The 2,568-nt window shown below is 68.3% G+C and carries 3 protein-coding genes; all 3 read right to left on the reverse strand.

The annotated features are described in order from the left end of the window. The coding region (locus tag JSV65_18295; GenBank protein UCH34450.1) for an FAD-dependent monooxygenase at positions 1-180 on the reverse strand (180 nt) is incomplete at its 3' end. Positions 181-323: 143 nt separating this feature from the next. Beyond that, positions 324-1,511, reverse strand: coding sequence for a PmoA family protein (locus tag JSV65_18300; protein ID UCH34451.1), 1,188 nt, complete (start codon positions 1,509-1,511; stop codon positions 324-326). 27 nt (positions 1,512-1,538) lie between these two features. After that, positions 1,539-2,354, reverse strand: a complete 816-nt coding sequence (locus tag JSV65_18305) for a sugar phosphate isomerase/epimerase (protein UCH34452.1) — start codon at positions 2,352-2,354, stop codon at positions 1,539-1,541. Positions 2,355-2,568 lie beyond the last annotated feature (214 nt).

A 2,568-nucleotide genomic window follows, 5' to 3' on the forward strand; every position in this document is an offset into this window, starting at 1 on the left:
GATGAGCACGCGCTTCCCGGCGCGGCAGAGGTCGCGCCCGGCCATGAGGCCGGCGGGACCACCTCCGACGATGATCACATCGCTCTCGACATGGTCTATGAACTCGCGCGCGAATTCGCCTACGATCGCGCGCGTGACCTCTTTCTCGCCCGCAGCGCTGAACAGCTTCTCAGGGGCCATCAGTACATTCCTCCGGTGTCAGTCATAGTGAGAAGAGACGCCGCCCGGAGCCGGACGGCATCTGCTCGAATCCTAACATATGGCGAGGCCTTCGTCCAGGCGCGCGCTCCGGCCTGTGTGCGGCCGGCGCGCCCGCCGCCGGGCTACGCAGCGACCTCCACCTGCGGCGGGTTCGCATAGTCGTGGTACCGGTCCCCGACACCCGCCGCCGCGGCGTCCCCCCGGTGCAGGTAGACGCGGTAGTGGAAGCGGAGTGAGGCGCCGCGGGGGAGCAGATGGCTGCCGTCCGCCGCGGGGTCGGCATAGAAGTCGTGCCACCCGAACGGATTGGCGGTGTACATCCCATAGTCGCGCACGTGCCAGAAGGTGGGGTGGCGGAAGCTGCTCGGATGATCGAAGATGGCTATCCCGAGGGTGTCTCCGCCGACCTCGCCTGAGTAGTCGCACCACTCGGCGCGCCGCCCCCAGCACTCGGCCTCCCCGACCGCCCCGTAGGAGTTCCGGATGCGCCCGCCGTGGTCGCCGTCGATCGCAGGGGACACGCGCAGGGCGAGGATGCCCCCCTCCTTCGTATCGCCGAATCGCACGTCGCACTCGGTTGCCGTGAAGCACACGTCGAGATCGAACATCCGGGCATCGCCCGACAGGGCATAGGCGGTCAGCGCGCGCCGCTCTTCGAGGATCTTGCGCTTCCCGTGATCCGTCCAGTCGTTCAGCGCGGCCAGGCGGCCGCAGACAGGTCCTCCCGCGGCGTCTAGGATATCTCGGTGCAACTGGAAGGCGTGGCCCTCCTGCTCGCTCCAGTTGTCGGTGCCGTTGACGTCACCATGGGCGACCCACATGGATCGGTGGTGCGGATGGTCCTGCGGCTCGCCGGGAACACCCTCCGCGACCGGCCAGCTTCGGGTGACGTGCTTGCCGCCCGGCCCGAGCAGCGGGAAGAAGCACGGACGGGCCGGGTCGCCGGTGTATCGGTAGACCGTGAGCAGGTCGCCGTCCACGGTCACGCTCGCGCTCCCGCCGCCGTCGTCGCTGACGGCGACCCGATCTGCACGAGCCTGGGGCTCGGGACCGATCTCCGCGCGAAGAGCCAGAGTCTCGCCGGCTTCGAGTGACGGCAGGATGAAGGCCGCACGGACTCGGCCGCCGGCCTCGCCTGTCACTGACAGTGGAGATCGCGGGACGATCTGGGCCGGCAGCCGCTCGCCGCCAGCCGCGGTCAACACGACACCCGCCGCGCGCTCCTCGTGCTCGCAGGGCAGATCGACTGTGAGGGGGCAGTCGCGTCTTGGATGGGGACCGGCATGAACGAGCACTTCGGCTGTTGACATGGGGATATGCTCCAGGGGGTGTGGCTGCTATGCCGGCAGGCATTCCTGCAGGTAGCGAACTGACTTGTGTGCGACCGTATCGGCATCGGGCACGAACTCGAAAGGCTCCACGGAGATGTAGCCATCGTAGCTGATCTCGCGCAGCGCCTTCAGGATCGGATGGAAGTCCATGTCTCCGAACCCGGGCCCCTGGCGATTGGGATCATTGGCATGCACGTGGGCGAGGACATCTCGCTGCTCGCGGATGATGTCGGGGACGGGGGAGCCCTCGGAGGACATTGCCTTCACGTCCAGGATCAAGCGGAAGTTGGGATGGCCGATCTCGTCAACGAGTCGCCGGCCTTCGGCCGCGTTGGTGATGAAGTCGGTCTCTTCCGTCCCGAGCGGCTCGATGCACAAGGTGACGCCGCGCTCGGCGACGGTGGGCAGCGCGCTGGAGAACGTCTCCGCCGCCCATCGCCACGCGTCGTCGGCCGATGCGTCGGCCGTGCGGCTGCGCTGCCGCGGCGAACCGAAGACCATGACCTTCCCGCCCAGGTCGCCGCAGAAGTCGGCGAGGCGACACAGATAGTCCCGCGTGCGGCCTCGCACCTTGGCATCCGGGTGGCTTATGTGCAGGCCCTCCGGCTTCACCAGGAGCCAGTGCAGGCCGACGACCTCCAGGCCGGCGTCGTGTGCCGTGGCGCGCAGGTCAACCCGCTCGTGGGCTGGGATGTCCTGAACGGTCACGGCCAGCGAGAACGGCGCGATCTCGACGCCGTCGTAGCCCGCCGTCGCGATGGCTGAGCACACGGCGCGCCAGGGGCGTTCGCCGAACCCCTCGTTGCAGAATGCGAAGCGCATCTCCGGGTCACCACCTTTCCAGCCGTCTGGTTCGACGAAGCGCGTGCCGCGCCTCTGCTGGGCGTGTCCACCGGTGCTCCCGCGTGCCGACACGGAGTGCTAGGTGATGGGTCGGGCTCGGCGAAGGCAATGCCGGCATGAAGCCGATAGAGCGGATCCACCTGTACGACGAAGGCACCGCCCCCACCCTCGATCTCGCCGAGGTGGCGGGCTA

The organism is Armatimonadota bacterium (genome assembly GCA_020354555.1).
GTDB lineage: Bacteria > Armatimonadota > Hebobacteria.